Source organism: Sphingobium phenoxybenzoativorans, assembly GCF_001757355.1.
GTDB classification, from domain to species: Bacteria; Pseudomonadota; Alphaproteobacteria; order Sphingomonadales; family Sphingomonadaceae; genus Sphingobium; species Sphingobium phenoxybenzoativorans.
Map to the genome: position 1 here is coordinate 90,700 of NZ_MINO01000011.1, position 24,402 is coordinate 115,101.

Consider the following 24,402-nt stretch of genomic DNA (forward strand, 5'->3'; position numbering starts at 1 on the left):
TTTTCGTTACCCTTCCCCCGCAATCAAAAGCGGATCGTCGCCTCCACGCCATAAGTGCGCGGCGAGCCGCCGAAGCCGAAAATGCCCCATGTCGGTGTCTGCGTTGCGTCGAAATAATTGGTGTTGGACAGGTTGCGGCCATAGGCGCGAATGGTGAGCTGTTCCGTCGGCATATAGGACAGGCTGGCGTCCACCAGATCATAGCCCGGCTGCACCGCCTGCGGCGTGTTGATCAGGTCGGTGTAGATCTTGCTGAAGTAGGAATAGGACACGCGCGCCGACCAGTCGCCCGGAACAACCGGAATGCTGAAGTCATATGTCGCGGCCGCGGTCGCCGTATATTTCGGCACGCGCTCGAAACTAAGCTGCTTGGCCAGCGCCGGGTCGGGAATGCGGTCGCCGGTAAGGTCAAGGCCATCGAACCGGTCATAGGACGCATCGGTAAGGCCAAAGGCGCCGTCGAACGTCAGCCCGTCGATCGGCTGCAGGCTCGCCTCAACCTCTATGCCCTTGATTGTCGCGCTGGCGGCGTTGAGGATCGTCTGGGTCGATTGGGTCGATGTCAGCACCTTCTGAATGTCATCATATTTGGTGACGAAAACTGCGACATTCAGGCGCGCCCGGCGGTCGAGGAAGGTGGCCTTGAAGCCAGCCTCGAACGATGTTGCCTTCTCCGGATCGGAAGGACCGATGCCCGCGCCGGGGTCCGCCGGAGCAGGCGCGGGCGTGGCGCGGCCGTTGAAATTGCCGCTGCGAAAACCGCGGGTCCAGGAGCCATAGAGCAGCAGGTCCCGATTGGCCTGCCAACTGATCGCGGCGCGCGGCGACACGTCGTTCCACGATCCCTTCCGCCGCTGGCGGTCGGTCAGGCAAGCGTCAAAGCCAACGCCCGGACAGGTCCGCAGCAAAGCGATGGCGATCGCCTTGCGTTCCGACGTGTAGCGCGCGCCGCCCGACAGGGTGAGGCCATCCAGCACGGTCCAGTCGACATTCGCGAACACCGATTTGTTGCTGGACGTCTGCCGGTACGTCCCCTCCTGATATTGGATGGTGAACGGCCCGGCGGCGCTGACGATCAGCGTGTTGCGGATGCGCCGCTCGACGGCGGTCATGGTGAGATGCTGATAATAAGCGCCAGCGAGAATCTTGATGCGGTCGGAGAAGGAGGAAGCGAAGCGCAACTCGCTGCTGAACTGGTCCGAATCATTTTTGTTGTCGGGGAAGTGGAGGAGGGTGAAGGGCGTCGCGTCGATGTCGATCGTCGCATCATGATTCACTTTCCGCCAGCCGGTGCTGGACGTGATCGTGCCGGCGCCGACATTCCAGTTCGCCTCCAGCGTCGCGCGGTCCGTGACGATCTTCGTGCGGCCGATAATGTCGTGATCAATCTCATAGCTGAACGGCGGCGGCGTATAGCCCAGCACTGACAGCAATGGTCCCCTTGGCACGATGATGCGCGCATCATTGCCGCCATAGGTGGCGTCGACATGTTCGGCGATCAGGGAGATATCGACCTGATCGGTCGGCTCCCAGACGATAGTGGGCCGTATCAGCACCACATCGTCGCGCACCTCATGTCCCGTCGCATTGCCATAAAGCTGCGCCGCCGTGCCCGTGGGCGTCGGGACGATTGTGCCGCCGTTCCGGTCTTCCGAAAGGCCGCGGGACTTGCGATGCAGAACCGCGATCTTTGCTCGCAGGCGGTCGTTCAACGGCCCTTCGACGATCAGCGACTGATCGAAGCGGCCGCCATTGCCGACGCGCACGGAAGCTTCGACACCGAAGCTGTCAGCGGGCAGGCGGCTCTTGAGCACTACAGCGCCGCCGGTGGCGTTGCGACCCAGAAGGACGCCCTGCGGACCGCGCAAAATTTCGACAGAACCCAGATCGAACGTGTCGACAAGCGTGCCATAGGGATCGCCAAAGGCAATGCCGTCGGCCACCACGACGACCGTAGGATCAAGCGTGCGCAGGCTGTTGTTCACGCTCAGCCCGCGAATGGTGAAGTTCGCGAAACCGGGGAAGGACGCCGCCGTCTGAAGCTGCACATTGGGCGCCAACCGGCCCACATCGACGATGCTGGTGATCTGCGCCTTGTCCAGCGTATCGGTGGAGATCGCGGTGATCGCAGCTGGCACACGCTGAAGGGACTCCGCACCCTGCTTGCGGGCGGTGACCACAATATCGGTAAGCCCGTGGGACTCGCTTCCGGTTTCCGCAGACTGGTCTGATGACTGCGCCTCGGCCTTGCCGGTGGCTATTATACTAGCGGATGCAAGCAACATCACCCATTTCAGGTGTCGATTGAAAATAGACACAAGCATCTCTCCTCTAAATGCCAGAGTATATTATCATTTTGTTCTATTTTTTATTTTCAACATCTATGTTGATAGCGAGATAAATTGATATGGCAACCCAAAATTTCGAATTACTGATCACTTATGTCGGTTAAGGAATGCGTTTACGCCGGCTTCTGCCTCCGGCCCGGAAAAAACCGCACGGACATAGCGGTCCTCGACATCCAGGCCCGAATCGCTGACGGCGGAACCGGCAGCGGCAATGCATTGACGGATCGCGTCCACGGCCGGGGCGCTGTAACAGGTCGCCTCGCGGCCGAACGCGATGGCCGCTTCCTCGACTCCCGCCGATGGCGGACAGGCCCGATGCACCAGGCCGATGGCAAGCGCTTCCTCCAACGAGAATGTGCGGCCGGTCAGTATCAACTCCTCCGCCCTCGCGCGGCCGATCAGCGCGGGCAGGAACTGCGTCCCCGCATAGGCGGGCAAAAGGCCAAGCTTCACTTCGGGCAGGCCGAAGCTCGCATGCTGCGCAGCAATGCGGAAGGTGCAGGCCATCGCCAGCTCCAGCCCGCCGCCAAGAGCGAGGCCGTTGACCGCCGCCACCGACAGCACCGGAGAACGCGACAGCCGCACGAACAGCGACCGCGCCATCGCGCTTTTCGACAGGCGATCTTCCATCGCCATATCCTGCATTTCGGTAAGGTCCGTTCCGGCGCAGAACGCCTTCTCCCCCCGGCCAGTGATGACGAGCAGACGGGCGCCCTCGCGTTCAAGCCGGTCGAGGCATTCCGCCAGCCCCATCAACACCGGCTTGGTCAGCGCATTCAGTTTGGCCGGGCGGTCTATCGTAAAGACCGCGCCATCTTCCAATGGCCGGATGTCATATTCCGTGCTCACCGGGATGCCCGCCCGGCAAGCTCCAATGCAGCCTCTGCGGGCCGCCAATAATCGCCCGCCTCATGATCCCAGGTCTCCGGCGTCAGGCCCCGCTCACCCATCTGGCGCAGCGCGACGCGCTTCACCTTTTCGGTATGCGTCTTGGGCAGCTCGTCCAGCAGTTCATAATAACGCACGGTCAGCGAGCGGGGCAGCGTCTCAAGCAATTCCTCCGCCAGCGTCGCATGGACGACTTCCACGGAGGGCATCAGCTTGATGCACAGCTTGATGTCGTCCTCGCCCAATGCGGATGGCACCGCGATCGCCGCGCATTCCAGCACCGCGGGATGCGAGGACGCAATCTTCTCGATCTGCTCGCAGGAGATGTTGACGCCCCGGCGGCGAATGCGGTCCCCGGCACGGCCCAGGAAATAGAAATAGCCTTCCTCGTCCCGCCGGGCGCGATCGCCGGTCTTGAACCAGAGGTCGCGCCACGCGGCGACGGTCTGCTCGGCATCGTTGTAATAGCCCAGGAACATCACATTGGGATAACGGGGGCGCACATAGATTTCGCCTTCCGCGCCATCGGGCAAGGCGAAGCCATCTTCGTCGGCGATCTTGATTTCGAACAGGCCCGACTCCTTGCCGCAACTGCCCGGACGCCGTTCTTCGCCATCGGGGAAATGCATGACGACCGTCAGTTCGCTCATATCGTAAATCGCGACGATCCCGACGCCGAACCGCTGCTCAAACTCCGGATAATATCCAGCCGCCGTATACATGCGCACGACATTATGCTGGCGGTCCAGCGGCGATTCCGGCTGCTTCATGAGCAGCGGGATCAGCGGATCGAGAATATGGGCGCGCGTGACGCCGTGCTGGCGCAGGTCGTTCCAATATCCGCTCGCGCTGAACTTGCGGGCGACGATCATCGTCGCGCCGCCGCACAGCGTCATCAGCACGCCCATCACGGTGGAAAACACATGATGGAAAGGGAAACAGGTATACATCGTCTCCCCTTCCCCGACGTCCAGCAATTCCCCCACCTTGCGCGCATTGGACAGCATATGGCCATGGTCCATCATCACGCCCTTGGGCAGCCCCGTGGTGCCGGAACTGAACCGGATAGACGCAAGCACGCGCGGATCGATGTCGGGCAGCGCGACGCTGCTTGCGCTTCCGGCCGCCTCAACCTCGCGCAAGGGAACGACGCGCCCAATACCCTGCGGCAAATTCCCCGCCGCAGACAGGCTGTCGAAAAGCGCGTCGGGAAGCACCATCAGTTGGATCTGCGCCCGCGCTTCGGGGCTTGCGGTGCTGAGCGCTTCCAGGCCCACCGCGTCGGCCAGGATCGCGCTGACCTCAATTTTCTGAATGGCGTGATTGAGCACTTCACCCTGAAAATCGGGGTTGATGGGCACATCTACCATTCCCGCCTGGAGAGACGCAAACCAGCCGAGAACATGCATCACGGACCCGGCGAGAACAAAGCCAAGCCGGGCGCCGGTGGGAATGCCCATCGCGATAAAGCCGCGCGCAATATTGACGGAGCGGTCCGCCGCCATCCGATAGGTGAGAAGCTCGCCATCCGTGATGAACTTCAAATATGGCTTGTCCCCATATTCCTCCGCACGCGCATGCAGGATCGCGCAAATGGAATCCGGCCGTGCACTAAGGTCTGCCTCCCGCAGGGTCCTCGCGAACATATATCCTCTCCTTACGCTTGCTTCAGCTTGAAACCGGGATATCCCTGTTCCGTCTGTTCGCCGATCGCCCGGCGATATCGCTGCGCGCCGCCTGCATAGACGATCGCCTTTGGTTCATAGTCCCGGTCGATGTTGGAATTATAGCCGGTGAACCATGACTGCTGCTGCGCGAACAGGATTTTCTTCGCCATCTGCTGGACATGCTCGCCCCAGTCCGCCTCGACCTGGTGATGCGGCTCGAACCGGTCAATGCCGCGCTCGCGCAGGAATGCGATAAAGTCGGCGCACCAGTCGACCGCTTCCTCGATACCGCGCGGAAAGTTTGTCGCGACCGATCCGCTCAAGGGACCCGCCACCGTCAGGAGATTTGGGAAGTCCGCGACGGCGAGACCGAAAGCGGCCACTGGCCCTTCCCGCCATTTTTCCTTCAGCGTGACGCCGCCGACGCCCGCGAAGTCGATCCGCTCGAACGCGCCCGTCACCGCATCGAAGCCGGTGGCGTAGATGATGATGTCGAACGGAATTTCCTCGGCGCTGGTGCGGATACCCGTTGGCGTGATGCTTTCGATCGGCGTTTCGCTCAGGTCGACGAGGCGGACATTGTCGCGATTGTAGACCTCATAATAGCGGGTCTCCATCGGCACGCGGCGGGTGCCGAAGCCATGGTCGCGCGGGACGAGCTTGTCAGCAACGGCCGGGTCCTTCACCCGTTCGCGGATCTTGCGCTCTACGAACTTCGAAAATTCGACATTGGCTTCATTGTCGACAAGGACGTCCTTGAAATTGCCGAGCCAGATGCCGAAGCCCGATCCGGCGTAGAGATCCTCCCAGAACGCCTCCCGCTCCTCCGCCGGCACTTCGAACATCTTGCGCGGATCGGCATCGTGCAGGAAGCCGCTGGGCGTCGCATGGCACCGCGCGAAAATCTCGTCATAGCGGGTCTTGATGTCCGCCATATCCTCGGATGAAATCGGCCCGTTGTTGAGCGGCGCGCACCAGTTGGGCCGCCGCTGGAATACGGTCAGGGTGCCCACCTGATCAGCGATTGCGGAGATGAGCTGAACGCCGGTCGCGCCAGTGCCGATCACGGCGACCCGCTTGCCCGTATAGTCGACCCCTTCGGCCGGATAATTATAGGTGTGGAACGACTGCCCCTTGAAGCTGTCGACACCCGCATAGCGCGGCGGCGTCGGCGCGGACAAAAGCCCGATCGCGGTCAGCAGGAAGCGGGTCGTAATCTGGCGGCCATCCGCCAGTCCGACATGCCAGCACAAAGCGCCCTCATCCCAGCGGGTGGAGACGACCGAGGCATTGAACTGCATGTTCTCACGAAGGCCGAACTTGTCGACCACATGATGCAGATAGCGTTCGGTTTCGTGGCGCGGCGCGAATTTCTCGGTCCAGCTCCATTCGCTCAGCAGTTCCTTGGAGAAGGAATAGCCGTAGGTCTCGCTTTCCGAATCGAACCGGCAACCGGGATAGCGGTTCCAGTGCCAGGTGCCGCCCACGTCGCTGGCCCGCTCCAGGACAGTGAAGCGCGCGCCCATCTGCTTCAGCCTGTAGGCCAGATAGATGCCGCAAACGCCCGCGCCGATCACGATGACCTCATAATCGGGGTCGCCGTGCGGGGCCGCTGGAAGATTGCCTTGGTCTGTCATATTTTTATCCCGCAAAGAAATAGCTCGGCAATCCCGACACGCCGGGACGGCAACGGAAAAGTGCGCCTGCATGCGGCTGGCCCGCGAGTTCCTCCTCGCTCAGGCCATGGCGCGCCGTGGTGATGTAGAGGTCCTTCAGCCCTTCACCGCCGAAGTTGCAGCTCGTGACGCAGGTCACTGGCAACGTCACCTGGCCAACCAGCCTTCCGGCGGGGTCGTAGCGGTTCACCTTCCCGCCCTTGTATAAGGCGAGCCAGACATGGCCTTCCGCATCAACGGTGATGCCGTCGGGGAAACCGTCCGCCCGGTCGACGTCGACAAACCGCCGCCGCCCGGAAATTTCGCCCGTTTCGATGTCATAGTCGAAACAGTCGATCCCGCGTGTCGACGTGTCGACATAATAGAGCCGGGTCTCGTCCGGGCTCCAGGCAATGCCGTTGGACACGGTCACGCCGGGCAGCACATGGTGCAGAGACAGATCGGGATCGACGCGATACAGGGCGGAAGCGCCGCGCTCGAAAGGCATGGACAAGGTGCCAGACAGCAACCGGCCGCGGGAATCGCACTTGGCGTCGTTCATGCGATGGTTGGGCTTGTCCTGCTCGATCGGCACCAGCAGGCGCGTGCCCCCGGCAGGCGTCACCGCCAGCAAACCGTCGATCGAGGACGCAACCATGCCGCCGCTGCGCCGCGGGATCGCCGCGCCGATCACCGGGCCGACATCGACATGCGACACACCACCCGTCGCCGGATCGAAACGATGGACCCGGCCGATATTGGAATCGACAAAGACCAGCGTGCCGGTCACATCGTCCCAGATCGGTCCCTCGCCCAGATCATTGCCGATATCCGCTACCACCTCCAGCGAGGCGTTCAGTTCGACGGTTTGGAGGAGCATGCCGTCCTCCCCCTCAGGCCGTCAGGTGAACCGGCCAGCGCACCGGCCCTTTGTCGCGCGAGGGAAGGATGACGGTCGCCGTGCCATTGGCCGACTCCGCGCCCTCCTGATTGGTGGCGATCAGGGAAAGCTCGACAACAGCATGGTCGCCATTGACCGTCTTGCCCGTCACGCAGCCGCGCCACCAGATGGTGTCGCCGACCAGATTGGGCCGGCGGACCGCGATGTCCAGCTTGTGCAGGAAGCCGTGATCGCCCATCCAGTTGCTCAGCATATGCTGCGCCCAGGAAATGCGCTGAGGCCCGATGTCATAGGCTCCACCCATGCCGACATCGCCGCCGGTTTTCGCCTCCAGATGGCCGCGTCCGGCGGACTCGCGCGCGCCTGTCGTCTTGTTCACATGATAGTCCGCGTGGCGCTGGCGATAGCGCAGCGCGTCGCCGTGCACGCCGCCATAGGGCTGCGCGCCCTGCTGCGCGGAATACCACGCCATAATGTCCACGATGCTGAGCGGCCCGCGCACCACCTGCGGAATGGCGATGCCGACCTCGACATCCTCCCAATAGAGCGGCCGGTCGCCGGTGCGCGGCTCCGCCAGCACCTCGCTCTCTATCCTCTCGATTTCCTCGGCGGTGTAGCTGTGCGGCTCCTTGGCGGCGACATGCTCCTTGCCCTTCGCCTCCACCAGCTTGTCCCCGCGCGGCGTGCGCGCGCAGCGGCCGAGCGCGGTTGCGACAAGACGGTCATGCTGGTTGAAGAAGCGCACCTCGCCGGTCTGCAGAACCCAGGTCGGGAAACGGCGGCCGCTCTTTTCCTCCTGCTTCACCAGGCGTGCCTCCACCCGGAAGCTGTCGTCGATGAAGATCGGCTCATGCCAGGTCCAGGCCGTGCCGGCGTAAATCCACTGCACGCCGGGCAGCTTGGGCGCGACGACGGTATTGTCGACCGCATAGAGCAGGCACGGCGGCGCGATAATCTTCCCCCAGGGCGATTGCGCCGCATAGTCGCGATCCTGCCACAGCGGATTATTGTCCCCGATGCCCCAGGCGAAATGGCGGATTGCGTCGCGCGTCGCCGCCTCGATCCACTGCATCCGGTCGCGCCGCAGGGGCACGTCGATCAGGGTCGCCGCCTCTGCGATCTTTTCAGGCGTTATCGTGCCCCAGCTCATGACGTCTGTGTCTCCAATATCTTGGCGCGCCGCACCGTGAAGGGCGGGCGCGGCTGGCCATCGGGCGCAAAGAAGGCCGGGCGGAACACGTCCCACGCCTTTGCTTCGTCCAGCGACAGCACCGGCGCGATCGGCGCGCCCGTAACCATCGCGCGTTCCAGAAGATGGCGGCGATCCCGCTTCATCAGCTCGGCATCGAGCAGCGGCAGAACCTTGGAGTCATCCTCCGACAGGCGGAAAGGATTCTGGAAAGCCGGGTCCTTCCCCCACTCCGGATCGTCCAGCGCGGCGAGAACGGCGTGCCAGTCTGGCCGCGACCGCGCCTGCACCGCCATGAAGCCGTCGCGGCAGCGGAAAAAGCCCTGCGGAAAGACGCCGCCATGCTCGATCGCGGTGCGCCCGTTGCGACGCCAGCCATAGGGCACGCCAGCATGGTTGCCCGAATTTTGCTCGGCAAAGGCGCGCAGCAAATCGGCCGCGGACACGTCTATCCTGCGCGGGCTGGTTTTCGCGTCGGTGTCGCGCGCGACCTTCAGGCTGAGCGCCAGGCTCGCGCCGAACAGGCCCGCCCATTTTTCCGGGATCTTCGCGGGCATCACGCCCGGCGCGCCGTCGGGCGCGCCGATCACGGTGGAGACGCCGGAGACGGCCGATGCGAAATCGCCAAGGCCGGGACGATCCACCTCATAGTCCCACAGATAGATTTCAACGGCACCTTCGTCCGGCACGGCATCGGCCGGAATCGCGTCCCCGGCGATGAGCAGGGCGAGAGGCGCAGGGCTGATGGCGCGCGCCTCCTGAAGCGAACGCGCGCCCGTCACGCGGCAACCAAATTGCTGCAGCCACCGCGCGGCGTGCAGAACCGCGCGATTGGTGCCGACGATGACGAAATGGCTGTCGCCCACGCACAGCTCGCGCTCGGCCATGCCGGACCCAGCCTCGTCCCTATCCGTCCCGATCATAGTCATGCTGCGTCACTCCGCGGGTTGGACAGCGAGGCGTAGCGATCATGGGACCAGCCCAGCAGGCGGCCGAGCACATAGGCATTGCCTTCGCCCAGGGTCGGCGCCGTTTTGCGAAGGGGCGCGCGATTGCCGTCGATCCACCAGGGCGCGGCGACGATATTCTCCACGCCGCTCACCGGATGGATCGTCGAAAGCAGTGTCCCCTCATTGGCCGCCCCAGCGCCGAACGCCGCCGCTTCCTCGATGATCTTCACGGCCCTGGCGCCCGCCGCCTCGATGATATGCAGCGCCTGGGCGATCGGCAGGATCGATGCCGCCTCGGTCAGCTCCTCCAGATCGGCGGCGCTGATGCGGCCCTCCCAGTCGACGCAGAGATGCTGGCCATCGCTCGTCTGCACGATGGCCGTCGACGCGCCGGGCAGAACCGGGTCCAGTCCCAGTTCCTGCGCGACCTTCACCAGCTCCGCATCGTCATCCGCGCCGACATGGCCGGCCGCCTCAAGCTGCGACATCTCCACATGTCCGCCGCGACCCGTGCGGCGCGCGTCGAGCACCGCGGCAATGGCGGTAATCAACCCGTAGCTCGCGGCATTGGGATCGGACGAAACGAAGGTGGGGGAGCCGAGAAAGCTGCCGTCGCGCGGGTCCACCACGCCGGTTTCCAGACCGGACAGCGAGCTGAGCGCAAGGCCGTAAGCGCGCATATCTGCAAGCCTAGAGGCCGATCCGAAACCCGCGAGCGAGAGCAGCACGATCGCCGGATTCGCTTCCGCCAGCACATCATATCCGACCTTCAGGCGATCCATGGTGCCGGAGGTGAAGTTTTCCAGGACGAGATCGGACTGCGCGACCAGTTCCAGAAACGCCTCGCGATGATCCGCATCCTTGAGGTCCAGCGTGACGCCGATCTTGTTGCGGTTGAGACCGTGGAAAGACTGCGACATTTCGCGCCGCACTTCTTCCGGCATCTTGCCCGCAAGACGCTCGACGCCGCGCGTCCGGTATACGTCGAACCGCTTATACCATTCGACCTTGATCACCTCCGCGCCAAGATCGGCGAGAAGCTGGCCAAGCAAGGGACCGGACCACACCCAGCATAATTCAAGGACGCGGACGCCGCGCAGGGGAAGTGCGGCCGTCATGAATTTGGCGCCTGCGCGATCATGGGCGTTCCGCCCATCGACAATATGTTTGCCATGAAAGCCTCTCCAACGGCGCTGCAGAATAGCCTGTCAACGTCAGTGTTTACAAGAGGAGCGTTGTCATGTCTGGAGGATAATTGTCAACAGAAAAAAATATTGTCTTGGCGCAAAATACCGGCGCGCGCGGCTAATCCGCCATCTGGCGCGATATAATATCCGCGGAAGTTTTCAGGGCGTCCGCAATGGCCTCCCGCCGATCCATTTCGAGAGCGGCGGAAATGGAGGCGATTCCCACCGCCTTGGTCACGGTTCCATCGGGATTGAATACCGGCGCGGCGAGAGTGGTTACGCCGCGGGCGAACAGGCCGTCATCTTCGGCATAGCCAAATTGCCTGACCTGTTCGACCTGACCAAGCCAGGTTTCGAAATCAAAGGGCGTCTGCCACCGGATCCGGGAGAATCGCTTCCGCAACTCCGGCAGGGGCGTGGGGCTGAACGCCGCGACGCAGCGTCCGGCCGCCCCGGACAATGTCGGTACCCGGCCGCCGACGGTGACGTTCAGCGACATGGAATGGGACGGGCTTACCGAAGCGACGCAGGCGCTGTGATCCGGGTCGAGCGCCGCCGTCGCCATCGCCGTCACGTCAAAGCGCCGGGCTATGTCCTGAAGCAGGGGGCGGGCGATATCCGCAAACTCGGTCCGCCGGACAACGGCCTGCGCCAACTCCAGCAGGCCGGTTCCCAGTCGATAGGTTTTCTGGTTGCTCTCGGTCGTGATGAGCCGCGCCGCCGCAAGTTCGCGCAATATGTGAAGCGCCGTACTGGGCACGATATCGGCCCCGCGCGCGATCTGGGATAGATTCAGCGGCCCGCCCGCATCCGCCAGCAGCCGCAGGATCGCGATCGCGCGGCGCACCGCCGGTACGATTTTCCCGGACGCGTCAGAGGATTCGGTCATCCGGCCCGCTTATCGCTCAAGGGCGATATGGCGCAGGTCAATCAAGGCAGCCGACAATTCATCCGCATATATTGCTGGCATGCCGCCGCTCCCGACTTGACAATTCTGCTATGTTTGCAATGGCGACAATGCACAATTATTTTGTTTATGTAAAAATAATTTTCGTCCAGAAAATTTTTGAGGGCTGCGATGCATAAGAATGCTGGCGATATCAGCGCGTATAAGCCGCTTCACCGCAAGATTCATATCGAGTCCCGGCCCAATCTCGTGACCGCGCGCATCATGGACTGCGTTCATGATTTTTCTATCGTCATGACCCATGACGGCAACGTCATCACGGCGCTGGAGCCAAGCGCGAACCGGACGCCCTGGTCCACCTGCAGCGGCGCGCTTGAACAGTTTCAGGCGCTTCTGGGTGCACCGTTGGAAGGCGAGTCCGGCAAGTCCATCGACAAGGGCATGCAGTGCACCCATTTGTTCGACCTTGCGCGCCTGGCCATGGCCAACGCCAAGACCATCGGCACGCTGATATTCGACGTCCATGTCGGCAACGGGACCAAAAGCGGAGAGATTGAGGCCTATGTGCTGCGCAATGGCGCGGAAATCCTGCGGTGGACCATTGCCAATCAGAAGGTGATCTCGCCCGGCCCCTTCGAAGGGCACGTCCTGCAGGGCGCGACCATCTGGCCGCCGGAGGTCAACGACCCTGAAATCCGGACCGCGGCCCTGCTGATCCGCCGCGCGCTTTTGGTGTTCCTGGGAACCAACAGTTCGCGCGACGCCCGGTTCGCCGCCGACCTGCCATTCATGGCGGGCGCCTGCTTCACCTTTCAGCCGGCGAATATGGCGGAGTCGGAGCGGCCCGCCAATTTCAGGATTCTGGAGCCAGGAGATTTTGGCCCCAACGCCTGAGGTGACGCGGCTTCATGAACCCGCCGTCTCCGCCGATGGACGTTGCACGGCGCGCCAGACGATATCCGCAATCTGCAGAGCACGGGAATCCAGCTCCTGATCATCGCCGGTCTCAAGCAGCCCCAGCTTGAGCGCCAGCGGCTTCAGGCCGAACAGCACGCCGCCGCCATGTGCGACCATCACGGTGATGAGTTGCGCCGGGGTCTCCTGCAAAATGCCCGCCTGCGCGCCCTCGGCGATCACTTCCTCCAGCCGGGAATAGCGGTCCGCCAGAATCGTTTCCGCGATATGGTCCAGCCGCGCGCTCTGCACCGTTCCTTCCTGATTGAGAATCCGCAACATCTCCGGCACGGCGCGGATCGCCTCCAGAACCTGAACGACCGCCGCCTTGAAACGCCCTTCGAGCGTACCCTCCCTGGGCAGATCGATCATGCGCTTGCGGAATTTCTCCAGGCCATATTCGATACTGGCCTCCCAAAGCTGCTGCTTCGTGCCGAAACGCAGATTGAGCAGTCCATGGCTGATGCCGAGCTGCTCCGCCAGGCTCCGCATCGACATGCCCTCATAGCCCGCTTCCGCGAAGGCGCGCAGTGCGGCCTGCAGCAAATGGTCGCGGGGAATCTCCGCCGCGCCACCCACTGGCGGCCGTCCCCGCCTGCGGTTTTTGGGCGCGCTTTTCTCATCAGACATAAATAGGCACTTGACTATTTATACTCCAGGGGATCAGATTGTGTCCGAACCGGATGATCGATCATTCGCAAGCGACGGAGAGGATAGCAATGGACATCGCAGAAGAACTGATCGGCCGCGCGCGGGAATTGCAGCCCGTCATCGCCGCCCGCGCCGCCGCCACGGAACAGAATCGCGCGCCTCTCGACGAAACCATTCGCGACCTTTCCGACGCGGGCCTGTTCAAGATGCTCTCGCCCAAGCGTTTCGGCGGATATGAGCTGCACGTCGACACAATGACCGAGGTTTGCCGCCTGATCGCCGCGGCATGCCCGTCCACCGGCTGGGTTACGTCCTTCTATATCGGGCATAATTGGCTCCATGCCGTCTTCCCGGAAAAGTCGCAGGAGGAGGCGTTCGCCGCCGGTCCCTTCGTGCTCAGTTCCGGGCAGGTCGCGCCCACCGCCAAGGGCAAGCGCGTCGCCGGAGGGTTTGAGATCAGCGGGCGGCAGGGGTGGAGTTCTGGCGTGGCGCATGCCGACTGGGTGTTCTTCACCGGCATTGTGACGGCGGAGGGTGAGGCGCCGCACCCCTATATGTTCTGCGTCCCGCGCGCGCAGGTGGAGGTGATCGACACCTGGCATATCGCGGGCATGCAGGGCACGGGCAGCCGCGACGTGGCGGTGGACGGGCTGTTCGTGCCCGATCATCAGGCGGTGTCGTTCATCCAGCTCATGGACGGCTCCCACCCCGGAGCGCAAATCCACGCCAACCCCCTCTACAAGCTGCCCGTGACGACCGCGCTAAGCTTTGAAGTCATGCCGGTCATCGCGGGCGCGCTGCGGGGCGCGGCCGATACCTTCTCCACGATCATCAGCAGCCGGGTGCAAAGCTATACCGGCCAATCCTATGCCGAGAAGCCGGCCGCGCAGATGCGGGCCGGCCGCGCTTATGCGCTGGCCGATGCGCTGGATTCGCTGGCGCGCGACGCAGCGCGAAACGTGGTATCGATCGACCGTCATCTGGAGCCGATCGAGCGCGCCCAGTTGCGCATGCTGTCATCCTATATGACGAAGTTGGCCTGTGACGGGGTGAACGACATCATGCACGGCGCAGGGGGCGATTCCTTCCGCAACGGATGTTCGCTGCAACGCTATTTCCGCGATCTGAACGTGCTGCGGACCCATGGCGGCCTGGATATCGAGCCGACGTCGGAGCTTTACGGCAAGGTGAAGATGGGCGTGGACATCGGCCAGATCATGCTGTGACCAACATGGGGGCGGCGGACCGGACGGGCCGCCGCCCTTCGTAATTACTCGACCTCTCCACGCGCGAAGGCCGGGCTTGGCGGGGAATAGGATTCGCCCTGCACCAGTTCCACGAAATTCCGGTCGGGATCGAAAACGCCGCAATGCTGGTAGACCACGCCGCGGGTCGTGGTCGCGGTTTCCAGTTCCAGCCACGGCTCAAACCCCGCCGCGATCAAAGAGGCATAGGCTTCGCCGATATTGGACACCCGCAATGTCAGGTAGCGCATGCCCGGCGCAAACCCTTCCACCTGCGGCGCGTCGACCGGCTCATAGAAATAGGTGAGTTTCAGGATCGTGTTGCCCAGCCGGAAACCCCGGACATGGACGAAATCCAGCTTCGTCTCGCCATAGGGTTCAAAGCCGAGCATATCGATATAGAAGCGCACCATCGCCTCTATGTTGCGCACAATAATGCCTGTTTCGACCGACGATACGGCGGTTTCGTCAATTACCGGCTTCGCCATGCCATGTCCTCCTCTCTAGATTTGCGGTTTTTCCCTGTGCCTCGCATGTTCATCGCGCTGGCTCCCGGCCCAGATAGAAGCGGGGGTAGGCGTCCATGCCGACGGGCGTCGTAGCGGGGTCGTATCGGCCTTCCAGGGCATGCGCGGCGGCGTCATCCGCCATCATCGCATTATACCATTCCGGATAGGCGGCGGGGATCGCGGATGCCTGTTCCAGCGCAGCCATATCCCGGTCGTCCAGGACGGGCGCAGGTTCGGGCAGGTTGGATTGTAGCTGCGCCAGATCGCTAACCCCGATCAACACGGACGCGACCGCGCGTTGCCGCGCGACCCAGGCCAGCGCGATCTGGGCGGGCGTCGCGCCACGCCGTTCCGCAATCTCCCGCAATACGCCGACGACCCGGTCGCCCTTGACGCGATCCAGCGGGCCAAGCGTGAAATGCGCCAGCCGGCCATTGCCGCCGGTCGGATCGCCGCCCGTATATTTCCCGGTCAGGAACCCGTTGGCGAGCGGACTCCACGCCATGATGCCGATGCCCGCGTCCTCGGCCAGCGCTATGCTGTCATGCTCGATCTCGCGGCCCAGCAGCGAATAATATAGTTGCGCGGCGATAAAGCGCGCCCATCCATGGTGCCGCTGCAGCATGACGGCCTTCGATGCGAGCCAGGCGGGCCAATTGGAATAGCCGATATAGCGCACCTTCCCCTGGCGGACGACATCATCGAGCGCCTGAAGCGTTTCTTCGAGCGGCGTGTACGGGTCCACGCGATGCACGATGAACAGGTCGATCCAGTCAGTGCCGAGCCTTTGCAGACTGCCCTCGACACTCGCGATCAGATGGCGGCGGGACAACCCCGCATCGTTAAGCCCGCGCCCCACCCGCAGCCCGGCTTTCGTGGCGATCACCACATCCCGGCGGCGCGCGCCCAATATCCGTCCGATCATGTCTTCGGACTGGCCCATGCCGTAATAGTCGGCGGTGTCGATGAAATTGACGCCGCGATCCAGCGCCGCGTTCAGGATCGCGCGCGACCGCTCCTCCGATCCGACGGTCTCCAGACTGACTCCATCGGGTCCGCCGGACACGAACCCCGGCGTGCCAAGGCAATATTCCGATACGAACAGGCCGGATTGCCCCAGGCGGTTATATTTCACGGCCGCCCGCCTTTCAAAAGGTCGCGGCAGAGGCTGATCAGCGCGCCGTTCACAATGCCCGGCCGCTCCCAACTCAGAAAATGCCCGCCGCCTTCGACAATGAACGGGCCGACGATCCGGTCGTACGCAACCTCAGCCCGGCGCGTCACGATGCGGCCGATAATCTGGTCCGCCTCGCCATAAAGGAACATCGTTTCCGTGCCGACCCGCTGCGCAATCAAAGGCGGCGCATACAGAAGCTCCGGCTGGAGCAGCGCGGCATAATAGTTGATCGACGCGCGAAAGGACTCCGCATCTCCGAAGGGCTCGGCGTGAAAATCGGCGGCTTCATCGTCAAACACCCCTTCGGCCGCCAGCCGCAACACAGGGCCGCCATCGCGCCAGACGCGGCCTTGGTAGAAACCGCGCACATAGGCTTTGCGCGCTTCATCGTCCGCAAAGCGCCCCGCAAAGCCGTCGGGATCGGCGCCATGGTCGGTAATATGGCTGGAAAGCGACTGGTTTTCCTTCATCAGATCGCCGCCGCATCCGGCCTGCTCATAGGCATCCGGCAGAAAGGGCACCATCGGATTCCAGATCAGTTGGCGGATCACGCGCTCCGGGAATCGGTTGACCATGTCGAGCGCGGAAAAAGACCCGAAATCATAGGCCGCCAGCACCCAGCGCTCATGTCCCAGCAAGGCCATCAGGTCGATGAACTGATGCACCGAACGCACCGGATCGGGATAGCCGTGCGGCGATGGCGGGGAATCTCCCCAGCCGCTGGCGTCCGGCGCAATGACATCGAAACCGGCTTGCGCCAGCGGCCCGATATTGCGGTAGAATATCCGCTTCGTGCTTGGCCAGCCGTGCAGCATCAGCAGCGGAACGCCGCCCGCCCCTTCCCGCACGAACGCCAGTTCGGTCCCGTCCGGCAATGTGCGCCGGTTTATCGCAAAATCGGGGATGTCATGCATAGCGGCTACTCACCAATCGCTGCGCCGCCTCCATGGCGCGCGCCGGCCAATGGCCAGTGATGCGGGCGAAGGCTTTCAGTATGTCGCCAATCGGAAGGGGCATGCAGGTTCCTCTCGCCGATCGCCCCGCCCGCCGGGCGACGCACCAGCCTGTAATTTTGAAAAGAGGACTAAACGGCGACAGGCTGCCAGTCAACGTATGTGTTGACTCTCCTTTCCGCCGGGGCTTAGACTTCCCGTCCAAAAGAGAATGATCATGATATTAAGTGACGACTCCATGCCCTTCTGGCGAAATATCTCGCTGCGCGCGACGGCGCACCGGGTTGAAGGGGAGCTGGTCGATAACGTCCATCACTTCCTCGTCGCCGTGGACCATGATGGCCGTGCCGTTACGGCAGTTACCGGCGATTCCGTTCGCGTGCCCTGGGTCACCTGTCCCAGCGCCGCGGGACAACTGACGGCGCTCGTCGCTACGCCCATTTCGATCAGCGCGAAAGCGTCCATAGATCAGACCCGGCAATGCACGCACATGCTTGATCTGGCGCGCCTCGCCATTGCTCAGGCCGCGCGCGGCGGCCAGCGCGACTACAGGGTGCGGGTCCAATATGACCCCGTGCGCCAGGGCGTCGCCGCCCGGCTGGAGCGGGATGGCGCGCCCTTTCTGGACTGGCTGGTCAGGGACGGCGTGGTTGTTTCCGATGGCCCATTCCATGGCCACGACACCCATGGGCGGTCGGTCTGGTCCGATGCGGTCATGGCCGATCCCGATCTTCGCGAAGCGGGCCTTGTGCTGCGGCGATGCATATTCGTCTATCGCAGCCGCGACTATTCCGCCGCGCGCCGCCGCGCATCCGACACGGCGAACATGGAGGGCGTGTGTTACTCCTTCCAACCCGAAAGAGCGTCGCTCGCCTTCCGGCCGCCAGGATTCCGCGAACTGCCGTAAATCCAACTGCTCACAATTTCTATCAACACATGTGTTGACTAAATCAGACTGTCAACATATGCGTGGAAAGAACGAACCAGCGCATGGCAAGACACCAATTGCTCAGCGCCCTGTAGAGGAATTGAAGTGGCTCAGAATAAGTCCAACGGTCTGGATGGCGTGTCGGCGCAGGACGTGGCCGAACTCTGGATTGAGCGGATATCGGCGGCGATCGCCGCCAGGGACGGCCAGGCTTTTGCCGATATGTTTATCGCCGACGGCTATTGGCGCGATATTCTGTCCCTTACTTGGGCGCGGCCGACTTTTGCAGGCAGGGCGGCGATTGCGGAGGCGTTTGATACAACGGCGGCCGCCGCCGGTTTTTCGAATATCCGCCTGGCCGCGAACCGCACGGCGCCCCGCCTCTCCCGCCGTTCGGGACGCGATATGGTGGAGGCATGGTTCGATTTCGACCTGAATGTCGGCACCGGCACGGGTTTCGCCCGGCTCGTGCTGGAGCCATGCGCCAATGGCGCGGACACCGCCCCCAATCCTCGCACATGGCTGCTGTTGACGGCTTTGCACGAGCTGCATGGATTTAAAGAGAAAGCGGGCCTGAACCGCCCTTCGGGATCGCATTTTTCAAAAATCGAAAGCCCGCTCAGTTGGCGGCAGTTGCGCGACCATGAAATCGCGTTCGAAGACCGCGACCCCCAGGTGCTGGTCGTCGGCGCTGGTCAGGGCGGCCTGATCCTGGGCGCCCGGTTGCGCCAGATGGGCATCGACGCGCTGATCATCGACAAATCGGAGCGCGTGGGGGACGTCTGGCGCGGACGCTATAATAATCTGACGCTGCACAATAAGCTGAACGCCAACCATTTCCCCTATCTGCCCTTCCCGGAGACATGGCCGGTCTGGCTGCCCAAGGATATGCTCGGCGACTGGCTGGAATCCTACGCCCGGTTCATGGAGCTGAACGTCTGGAACTCCACCGAACTGGTCGAGGCGCATTTTGACGAGGCGGCCGGCATCTGGACGGTCACGCTCCGCTGCGCCGATATGAGCATAAGGACGATGCGGGTTCCCCACCTGGTCATCGCCACGGGCGTTTCGGGCGGACTTCCCAAAAAGCCGGACATGCCGGGCCTTTCCGACTTCAAGGGCGATGTCGTGCATTCGGGCGAATTCCGCACCGGCATGGATTATGTCGGCCGCAACGCCATGGTCGTCGGCACTGGAAATTCGGGGCATGACATTGCGCAGGACCTGTATGTCAGCGGCGCCAAGACGGTATCGATCATGCAGCGCGGGGCGACCTGCGTCCTCAGCCTCGAACCGAGCGCGATCATCAGCTACTCCATCTATTCGGAAGATACGCCGGTGGAGGACACCGACCTGATGGTCGCGGCCCTGCCGAATGCGATGCTGCTCGATTCCTACAAATGGATCACCAAGAAAACCGAACAATATGACGCCGAGTTGATCCAGAAGCTCAACAAGGTCGGATTCAAGACCCATAATGGCGACGACAAGACGGGGTTTCAGTTGCTCTACCTGCGCGGCGCAGGCGGCTATTATATTGATGTCGGGTGCAGCGAACTGCTGATCGATGGGCAGGTCGGCCTCGTGCAATATGAGGATATCGCCCATTTCGTCGCTGACGGCCTGCTGCTCAAGGACGGCAGGAAAATTCCGCTCGACCTGCTCGTCCAGGCGACGGGGTTCGAAAGCATGGCGGAGATGGTCCGGCGTTTGCTCGGCGACGAAGTGGCTGACAGGCTCGGCCCCGTCTGGGGCTTTGATGAGGATGACAATATCCGTAACATGTGGACGCGGACGCCGCAGCAAGGTCTATGGCTGATGGGCGGCGCAATATTGGAAGCGCGGCTCAACTCGCGTTTTCTCGCGCTGGAGATCAAGGCGTCGCTGGAGGGGCTGATGCCGGATCGCAACGCCATGCCATTGAGAAAACTGGCGACTGCCCGCAGCCAGGAGAAGATTACCGCGTAAGCGCCATCGGCCCTGCGCCGATGGAAGAAGCTGGCACTTGCGCAAATACATCCGCCCTCGCATAGGACTATTTCTTGTTCAGGCAGAGTGTAGATGGCGGAAGAAAGCGATATCGCGCAAAGGCGCGCCCTGGCGCGTTCAATCGGTGATCCCGAATACCGGTTGCGGCGGGAAGAAATAATCAGCGCCGCTGCACGCGTGTTCCGGCGTAAAGGATTCCGCGCCGCGAAGCTGCAGGATATTGCCAAGGAGATCGGCAAGGACCGCGCTTCACTTTATTATTACACATCGGGCAAGGACGAACTGTTCCAGGACGTGGTTGCGGAGGCTGTCCGCAAGAACGTCGAAATGGTGGAACAACTCTACAAGGAAAAGATCTCGTCGATTGAGAAGTTGCGCGCCCTCGTCGTGCAACTGATGGAATCCTACGAGGCGCACTACCCCTATCTGTTCGTCTATGTGCAGGAGCCAATGACGCATCTGGACGATAGCACGGAGTGGAGTCGCATGATGATCGCCCTGCAACGCCGCTTCGACGAAGGGATCAGGGGAATCATCCGGCAGGGTCTGGAGGATGGTTCGCTCAACGTGCCCCAGGAAAATGTCCGCCTCATCGCCAATGCGATCATCGGCATGTGTTCCTGGAGCCATCGCTGGTATCACCCCACCGACACATCATCGGGCAAGCAGATCGGCACCGTTTTCGCCGACGCCATATTGAACGGCCTCGCCAAGAAGGCGGATTAGGATCCGGCAAGCCCGCCGGGCCGGTCTTTTGCCAGTCCCGTCAGAATCCCCGGCGCGACCGGGCATGGCTTTCGCGCTCAAGCGCTTCGCGAAAGGCGGGCGCGCTGATGCCGATCATATCGCGCATCCGGTCGCGCAGGCACCGGCCGCGCAAATCCGCGACGCCATATTCCGTGACCACAAAGTCAACATCGGCGCGCGCGCATGTCACCATATCTACGCTGCCCCGGATTCTGCTCGCCGCGCCGCCCGCAGCGGTGGAGGGCAGGGCGATGATGGAGCATCCACGCTCCGCGGCATTCGCCGCATGCATGAAATCGATCTGACCGCCGACCGCGCCGATATAGCGGCCATTGGCCGCTTCGGCATTGACCTGGCCGGTGATATCGACCTCCACCGCCGAATTGATAGCAAACAGGTTGGGGATCTGCGCCAGGACCCCGGCGGCGTGCGTATATTCGAACGGCTCCACCCGGAATGCGGGATTCTCGCGCGCCGCGTCCATCAGCCTTGATGTGCCGAACAGGGAGCCTGTCACGGTAACGCCCGCATCTATCGGCTTTTGCGCATTGGTGATGACCCCGGCCTCGATCAGGTCGAGCACTGAATCGCCAATGGTGCCAGAATGGATGCCAAGATCGCGGCGATCCTTGAGGCAGCCGAGCAGCGCATCGATCGTGCCGCCAATACCAACCTGCAGGGTAGCGCCATCGGGCACGATCGCGGCAATGTTCGCTGCGATGGCGGACTCCAGCGCCGTCGCGGGCCGCGAAGCCAGTTCCGCTGGCGGACGATCCGTTTCAATGGTCAGCGCAAGCGTGTCGAGCGCGGGCAGTTCGGCCCCATAGGTCCACGGGATCGCCGCATTGACCTCCGCAATGACCACCCGCGCCTTGGCGATGGCCGCCCGCATATAATCGTTGATCGGGCCAAGGCTGTGCTTCCCGTTCGGTCCCTTGGGACTGAGCTGCACAAGCGCGACATCACAAGCGATGGCGCCCGAGATAATGGATTGCGCGATGCGCGCGATGTGGATCGGGTAAATGTCGAGCGCGCCGGCGGCGGCGAGCGCCCGCGTGGTGCCCAGCGTTCCATAGCTCCCGGCCCGCAGCACGTCAGCATGCTCTGGACGCAAGATGTCCGTGAAACATGCGCCCATAAAAATCGAAAGCGGACCCAGAATCTGGCGCTGCGCGACCAGCGCTTCGAACAGGGTCTGCGGTTCGCCCGTCCCCTGGCCCAGAAAGACCGTGTCGCCGGGACGGATGAAGGGCGAAAGGTCGATCATGGATGATGTACCGCCGCTCATTGTCCGGTGAACACGGGTTTCCGCTTTTCCCGGAAGGCGCTGATGGCCTCGCGATGATCCGCCGTGGTATGCGCGAGCGCCTGATAGGCGGAGGCCGCCTCAAGATGCTCATCCAGCCGCTGGTTGCGCGCCTGCCGTAGCAGGCGTTTCGCCATGCGGAGGGCATGCGGCGGGTTGGCTGCGATGCGGCTGGCCAGGTCCCTCGCGGCGTCGTTCAGTTGATCATCCGGCACGACGCGCGAGACCAGGCCACAGGCCAGCGCCTCCTGCGCGTTGATCGACTCACCGGTGAAGGCCATCTCGCACGCTTTCGAAAAGCCCACGGCGCGCGGCAGCAGCCACGCCCCGCCGTCGCCCGGTATGAGGCCGAGCTTGACGAAACTTTCCGCGAAGGAGGCGCTCTCCCCCGCGATGCGGATGTCGCACATGCAGGCGAGATCGCAGCCCGCGCCGATGGCCGCGCCATGGACAGCGGCGATGATCGGGATTTCCATGGCGTCGAACGCCAGCGGGATGCGCTGGATGCCCGCCTTATAGCCGGAGGGCGTTTCCACCGGCGCACCGCCGCCCAATTCGCCCGGATTGCCGATCTTCGAAAGATTGCCGCCAGCGCTGAACCCCCTGCCCGCGCCCATCAGGATGGCGCACCGGATGTCGCGATTGCTTTCAATCTGCACCAGCGCGGCGATCAGCGCATCCACCATCTCCTGATCGGAAATCGGATTGTAGAATTTGGGATTGTTCAAGGTCAGCGTCGCCACCGGCCCGTCGATTTCGATCAGGACAAGCTGTTCCATATGTCTTTCACCCGATGCGTTTGAGGCTCAGCGCAGGCCAAGCCCACGCGCGATAATGCCGCGCAGGATTTCACGAGCGCCGCCGCGCAAGGAGAAGGCGACGCTGTTCAGCGTGAGGTAGGAGAGCACGGCGCGAAAATCGGGATCGGCCCACAGCGCCGGATCGGTGAGGCTCCGCGCCACCTCCGGTATCTCCTGTTCCAGCACGGCCCCCAGATCCTTGACGATCACCGCCTGAAGCGAGGGATCGCCGCCCTGCTCCAACTGACCGGCGACGGAGCGGGACATGGCGCGCAACACTGCCACATGCGCGGCAAGCCGCCCCAACGCCTCTGCCGCGCGATCGGACAGACCCGGCCCCGCCGCCCGCGCCATCTCGGCCATCAGGATGAACGAGGACAGGAACCGTTCCGGTCCGCTACGCTCATGCGCGAGTTCGCTCATCACCTGCTTCCAGCCCTCGCCTTCCTGTCCCAGCAAGGCATCTTCAGGCACAAGCGCATCCTCGAAATGCACCTCGTTAAATTCATGCTCGCCCGACAAGGCGTAGATCGGCCTGACGGTGACGCCGGGCGCCTTCATATCGACCAGGAACTGGCTCAGCCCGTCATGCCGCCCTTCCGCATTGCTGTCCGTCCGGGCCAGCAGGATCATATAATGGGCAAGATGGCCGTTGGTGGTCCACAGCTTGGTGCCGTTGATCCGCCACCCGCCGCTTTCCCGCACCGCGCGGGTGCGCACCGCCGCCAGATCCGAACCGGCGTCGGGTTCGCTCATCCCAATGCAGAAGAAACATTCGCCGCGCGCGATGGCGGGAAGGATTTTGCTGCGCTGCGCCTCCGTGCCGAAGCGCAGCAAAGTCGGCCCGCTCTGACGGTCCGCGATCCAGTGCGCCGCGACCGGCGCGCCGGCGGCCAGCAATTCCTCGATCACCACATAACGCTCAAGCGCGCTGCGCTCATGCCCGCCATATCGCTTGGGCCAGGTCATGCCGAGCCAGCCGCGCGCACCCAGCTTGGCGCTGAAGGACGGGTCCGCGCCAGTCCAGGTTTCGGCCCGCTTGACGGGCGGACGGTCCGCAATCTCGACTGCGAGAAATTCGCGGACATCCTTCCGCAGAGCCGCAGCCTCCGCCGATTCCGCGACAAGGGGAAAACGGCGCGCCGTCATGCTCCGATATCCGTAATGGAGGCCCACAATGCGCGGCCATCCGCCGCCAGCGACCGGCCGAGCGCGATCGACCATTCCGCCTCGCCGCCATATTCGTCGCGCCAGCTCCACAGCCGCCGCGTCAGCAGTTGCAGGGGCAGTTCGCGGGTATAGCCGATGGCCCCATGTATCTGATGCACGGTCCGCGCGATCTTGCCCGCGGCTTCTCCCGCGCGGATCTTGGCGACCGCGACCGTGCGGGCGTCCATGCCCCGCGCCAGCGACGCCGCAGCCATATCGCTCGCCATGCGCGCCGCGGCGGCT

Annotated in this window: 22 protein-coding genes; 5 read left to right on the forward strand and 17 right to left on the reverse strand. The window is 63.1% G+C overall.

The window, feature by feature from the left end:
* Positions 1–23 precede the first annotated feature (23 nt).
* The 9 genes from BHQ40_RS08390 to BHQ40_RS08430 form a co-directional block, all read right to left on the reverse strand.
* A complete protein-coding gene (locus BHQ40_RS08390) occupies positions 24–2,318 on the reverse strand; it encodes a TonB-dependent receptor (protein ID WP_171905805.1) in 2,295 nt (764 codons plus the stop codon).
* Between the two features lie 117 nt (positions 2,319–2,435).
* A complete protein-coding gene (locus BHQ40_RS08395; RefSeq protein ID WP_171905806.1) occupies positions 2,436–3,197 on the reverse strand; it encodes an enoyl-CoA hydratase/isomerase family protein in 762 nt (253 codons plus the stop codon).
* A complete protein-coding gene (locus BHQ40_RS08400; protein WP_070154809.1) occupies positions 3,194–4,882 on the reverse strand; it encodes an AMP-binding protein in 1,689 nt (562 codons plus the stop codon). The genes BHQ40_RS08395 and BHQ40_RS08400 overlap by 4 nt, the downstream gene beginning before the upstream one ends.
* Positions 4,883–4,893: 11 nt before the next feature.
* Complete coding sequence (locus BHQ40_RS08405) at positions 4,894–6,540, reverse strand: flavin-containing monooxygenase (protein WP_070154811.1); 1,647 nt, start codon at positions 6,538–6,540, stop codon at positions 4,894–4,896.
* Between the two features lie 4 nt (positions 6,541–6,544).
* Positions 6,545–7,438 carry an SMP-30/gluconolactonase/LRE family protein gene (locus tag BHQ40_RS08410; protein ID WP_070154813.1) on the reverse strand — a complete coding sequence of 298 codons (894 nt, stop codon included), beginning with the start codon at positions 7,436–7,438 and terminating at the stop codon, positions 6,545–6,547.
* A gap of 13 nt (positions 7,439–7,451) precedes the next feature.
* Entirely contained in the window at positions 7,452–8,609 is a 1,158-nt protein-coding gene (locus BHQ40_RS08415) for an FAS1-like dehydratase domain-containing protein (RefSeq protein WP_070154815.1), read from the reverse strand.
* Entirely contained in the window at positions 8,606–9,577 is a 972-nt protein-coding gene (locus BHQ40_RS08420) for a CoA transferase (protein ID WP_083276785.1), read from the reverse strand. The genes BHQ40_RS08415 and BHQ40_RS08420 overlap by 4 nt, the downstream gene beginning before the upstream one ends.
* A complete protein-coding gene (locus BHQ40_RS08425) occupies positions 9,574–10,716 on the reverse strand; it encodes a CoA transferase (protein ID WP_070154819.1) in 1,143 nt (380 codons plus the stop codon). Before BHQ40_RS08425 ends, BHQ40_RS08420 begins: the two co-directional genes overlap by 4 nt.
* A 187-nt stretch (positions 10,717–10,903) precedes the next feature.
* On the reverse strand, positions 10,904–11,674 hold the full coding sequence (locus tag BHQ40_RS08430; RefSeq protein WP_083276786.1) for an IclR family transcriptional regulator: 771 nt from the start codon (positions 11,672–11,674) through the stop codon (positions 10,904–10,906).
* A 189-nt stretch (positions 11,675–11,863) separates the two neighbouring features.
* Between BHQ40_RS08430 and BHQ40_RS08435 the strand changes: the two genes are divergently transcribed.
* Positions 11,864–12,586 carry a DUF2889 domain-containing protein gene (locus BHQ40_RS08435; protein WP_070154821.1) on the forward strand — a complete coding sequence of 241 codons (723 nt, stop codon included), beginning with the start codon at positions 11,864–11,866 and terminating at the stop codon, positions 12,584–12,586.
* 12 nt (positions 12,587–12,598) lie between these two features.
* Here BHQ40_RS08435 and BHQ40_RS08440 read toward each other — a convergent pair whose 3' ends face one another.
* On the reverse strand, positions 12,599–13,276 hold the full coding sequence (locus BHQ40_RS08440) for a TetR/AcrR family transcriptional regulator (RefSeq protein ID WP_070154823.1): 678 nt from the start codon (positions 13,274–13,276) through the stop codon (positions 12,599–12,601).
* 89 nt (positions 13,277–13,365) lie between these two features.
* On the opposite strand from BHQ40_RS08440, the gene BHQ40_RS08445 reads away from it, so the two are divergent.
* Positions 13,366–14,523, forward strand: coding sequence for an acyl-CoA dehydrogenase family protein (locus tag BHQ40_RS08445; protein ID WP_070154825.1), 1,158 nt, complete (start codon positions 13,366–13,368; stop codon positions 14,521–14,523).
* A 44-nt stretch (positions 14,524–14,567) separates the two neighbouring features.
* Here BHQ40_RS08445 and BHQ40_RS08450 read toward each other — a convergent pair whose 3' ends face one another.
* Genes BHQ40_RS08450 through BHQ40_RS08460 form a run of 3 tightly spaced genes read right to left on the reverse strand, consistent with a single transcriptional unit; the run spans position 14,568 to position 17,141 of the window.
* Positions 14,568–15,029: a VOC family protein gene (locus BHQ40_RS08450; protein ID WP_070154827.1), complete on the reverse strand. Its 462-nt coding sequence runs from the start codon at positions 15,027–15,029 to the stop codon at positions 14,568–14,570.
* Positions 15,030–15,078: 49 nt separating this feature from the next.
* The gene (locus tag BHQ40_RS08455) at positions 15,079–16,185 is read right to left on the reverse strand and encodes an aldo/keto reductase (RefSeq protein WP_070154829.1); all 1,107 of its coding nucleotides are present in this window, start codon (positions 16,183–16,185) and stop codon (positions 15,079–15,081) included.
* Positions 16,182–17,141: an alpha/beta fold hydrolase gene (locus tag BHQ40_RS08460; protein ID WP_070154831.1), complete on the reverse strand. Its 960-nt coding sequence runs from the start codon at positions 17,139–17,141 to the stop codon at positions 16,182–16,184. Before BHQ40_RS08460 ends, BHQ40_RS08455 begins: the two co-directional genes overlap by 4 nt.
* A gap of 256 nt (positions 17,142–17,397) precedes the next feature.
* Here BHQ40_RS08460 and BHQ40_RS08465 point away from each other — a divergent pair, with 256 nt between their 5' ends.
* From BHQ40_RS08465 to BHQ40_RS08475, 3 genes are all read left to right on the forward strand, one after another.
* Positions 17,398–18,087 carry a DUF2889 domain-containing protein gene (locus BHQ40_RS08465; protein WP_171905807.1) on the forward strand — a complete coding sequence of 230 codons (690 nt, stop codon included), beginning with the start codon at positions 17,398–17,400 and terminating at the stop codon, positions 18,085–18,087.
* Between the two features lie 126 nt (positions 18,088–18,213).
* Positions 18,214–20,076 carry an NAD(P)-binding domain-containing protein gene (locus tag BHQ40_RS08470; protein ID WP_070154835.1) on the forward strand — a complete coding sequence of 621 codons (1,863 nt, stop codon included), beginning with the start codon at positions 18,214–18,216 and terminating at the stop codon, positions 20,074–20,076.
* A 93-nt stretch (positions 20,077–20,169) separates the two neighbouring features.
* Complete coding sequence (locus BHQ40_RS08475) at positions 20,170–20,823, forward strand: TetR/AcrR family transcriptional regulator (RefSeq protein WP_070154837.1); 654 nt, start codon at positions 20,170–20,172, stop codon at positions 20,821–20,823.
* Between the two features lie 40 nt (positions 20,824–20,863).
* Here BHQ40_RS08475 and BHQ40_RS08480 read toward each other — a convergent pair whose 3' ends face one another.
* The 4 genes from BHQ40_RS08480 to BHQ40_RS08495 all read right to left on the reverse strand — a co-directional run.
* Entirely contained in the window at positions 20,864–22,111 is a 1,248-nt protein-coding gene (locus BHQ40_RS08480; RefSeq protein ID WP_070154858.1) for an acetyl-CoA hydrolase/transferase family protein, read from the reverse strand.
* Positions 22,112–22,128: 17 nt separating this feature from the next.
* Positions 22,129–22,929, reverse strand: a complete 801-nt coding sequence (locus BHQ40_RS08485; RefSeq protein WP_070154839.1) for a crotonase/enoyl-CoA hydratase family protein — start codon at positions 22,927–22,929, stop codon at positions 22,129–22,131.
* A gap of 27 nt (positions 22,930–22,956) precedes the next feature.
* Entirely contained in the window at positions 22,957–24,099 is a 1,143-nt protein-coding gene (locus tag BHQ40_RS08490) for an acyl-CoA dehydrogenase family protein (protein ID WP_070154841.1), read from the reverse strand.
* A partial coding sequence (locus BHQ40_RS08495) for an acyl-CoA dehydrogenase family protein (RefSeq protein ID WP_139139236.1) occupies positions 24,096–24,402 on the reverse strand: 307 nt, incomplete at its 5' end. The genes BHQ40_RS08495 and BHQ40_RS08490, both read right to left, overlap by 4 nt.